This is a genomic window from Rhodovulum sp. 12E13 (assembly GCF_003340565.1).
GTDB lineage: Bacteria > Pseudomonadota > Alphaproteobacteria > Rhodobacterales > Rhodobacteraceae > HLUCCA09.
Genome location: NZ_QPLK01000092.1, coordinates 1 through 1987, shown reverse-complemented (window position 1 = coordinate 1987; position 1987 = coordinate 1). Strand labels below are relative to the sequence as shown.

The 1987-nt window shown below is 59.7% G+C and carries 2 protein-coding genes and 1 tRNA gene; 1 reads left to right on the top strand and 2 read right to left on the bottom strand.

What is annotated here, in order from left to right:
* Positions 1–170: 170 nt before the first annotated feature.
* Both DLJ49_RS22950 and DLJ49_RS21130 read right to left on the bottom strand, forming a co-directional pair.
* A complete protein-coding gene (locus tag DLJ49_RS22950; protein ID WP_115395471.1) occupies positions 171–692 on the bottom strand; it encodes an FRG domain-containing protein in 522 nt (173 codons plus the stop codon).
* Between the two features lie 20 nt (positions 693–712).
* Positions 713–814 (bottom strand) — tRNA-Ile (locus tag DLJ49_RS21130).
* A 29-nt stretch (positions 815–843) separates the two neighbouring features.
* Here DLJ49_RS21130 and DLJ49_RS21125 point away from each other — a divergent pair.
* Positions 844–1311, top strand: a complete 468-nt coding sequence (locus DLJ49_RS21125) for a DUF6362 family protein (RefSeq protein WP_115395470.1) — start codon at positions 844–846, stop codon at positions 1309–1311.
* Positions 1312–1987: the final 676 nt, after the last annotated feature.

Genomic DNA, 1987 nt, shown 5'->3' with positions numbered 1-1987 from the left:
CCACGCGCACCGTCAACAGGCGTCGCGCCGCTCGGGAGGGTCTGCACAACCCTCGACCGGTCCTCACGACCGGCCCACGACCGCCAAATCCGCCGCTCAGACGCATTCGGTGAATACTGCGGGCTGACGCACCTTGTCGTCACAAAAACGCGAACTCCCCGCCAACAATATCAATCGCTTATCGGATCAACTGTCGAACTTCGGGGCCACGACTGTTTGAGAATGAAGTTCTCGTAATAATCGAATCCATTTTGGTTGTGGAAATCACCTATGGACGTATCCTTTGTGTAAGGATCAATGCTCTGCCTTGTCATATAGGAAATCTGGAACGGATTGATTATCCACACTGCCGGCTCCTCTTTCGGACTGCCCTGCAGATCTCTGACTGCAAAATACACTGCCATCCCAAGAACCTCAGTCCAGTCCAAGAGCCGTGTGGGCACGCCAAAGTGCTGAAGCTTAACAAGCCGATCCCAAGATCGCTCACTAGCGCTTTCGTTGTCAGAGAAATCCGAGTACTCGTGATAAATATCTTTCTCGCGCTTCTTATGAATGCGCGCAGTAGGCCTCAGAAGGCTTGGGTACAATCGGTGTCGATAATAACGAACGCCGCGAAACCATGCGCCAGACTCGCTACACTTAAGTTCGTCGCGAGCAATAGAAACTGCTTTCAAAAAGTCTGCTAATGACATTCTCCGACCTGCAGTAGTTGTGGCGCGAGCGGGATTCGAACGGGAGTTGGCGTTGGCACAATCTCCACAACCGCGACCTCTACATTATCAGTGTAGCGCTCTGACCACTGAGCTACCGCGCCATAGCAACAACAAAGAACAGAGGGATGCGATGCGTCAAGCAAGATGTGAGGAACCGCGCGAGGCGGCAGCAAGCAACTGGACCCCGTCGCTGGTCGAGGCCCGTCTCGCCGAAGCCGCCTTCGTGCTCAAGCGTCTGCCCGAGCCGCGGCGGCAGGGCTACTTCAGCACATGGCCCGAGATCGTCCACAGCTTCGCCGACAAGGTCGGCCAGGAGCCGAAGCCCATGCGCGTGCTGCCCTCGCCGCAGGCGATCAGCCGCATGGAGGAGACGCTGACCTGGACCGCCTGCCTTGATCCCGACGACGGCAAGATCGTCTGGATGAAGGCCTACGGGGAGCGGTGGAAGACCATCTGCTGGACTGTCGGGCTGCAACGCTCGGCCGCCCATCAACACTGGCTCTACGGGCTCTGCGTGATCTCGCTGACGCTCAACAAACGGCGGTTCAATCGCAACCTGTCGAAGCGGCGCGTGATCGAACTGGCCGGTGGCGCGTAAGACGTCGCGCCACCGGGTAAGGTGTCCGCCGGACACTTTTCGATGGGACAGAAACGGCTCTCTGGCGGTACAAACGGGATATACTCGGGAGAGGCGCGCGCGGCGCGGTCCCGGGCAAAACCATCCTTTCGTTGGCGGGATCGTTAGAAAAGGAAAGGCGCTTATCCTTTCCTTGCGGGCCCCTGTCCGCCGCACACCAGCCCTTGCAGCCGAGTTCGCGGGTCCTTCCTGGCGACATCGTATGCTGGCGGGCGTGGCGCGATACATCGCCAGCGTCAGGGCCGATTTTTTGGGAAGCCACCTGGACCCTGGATCCACCCGCCTCCCACGCAAACCTCAATGAACGCTGGCCTGCGGGCCGGATACCCCGGTCGCAGCTGGACCCCGCCTGGAGTCCAGCGCGGCATGCGGAGTCCGGACTCCGGCCGGTATCCACCTGGACGACGGACACCACCCGACAATGACGCTGAGCTTCGCCCCAGAGCGGATCGAGACCTGGCCGCTGGCCAGGCTCCAGCCCTACGCTCGCAACGCCAAGCAGCACGGGCCCCCGAAGTTCGACACCTCCCGGGGGGATTTGTGAGTTCTGCGAGAGGCCGGTGGGGGGATTTCAAGGGGTTAGGTTGCGAGAGGGTGATGAAGTGCGGATGTAGTGTCGTCACACGTTTGGTGAAAA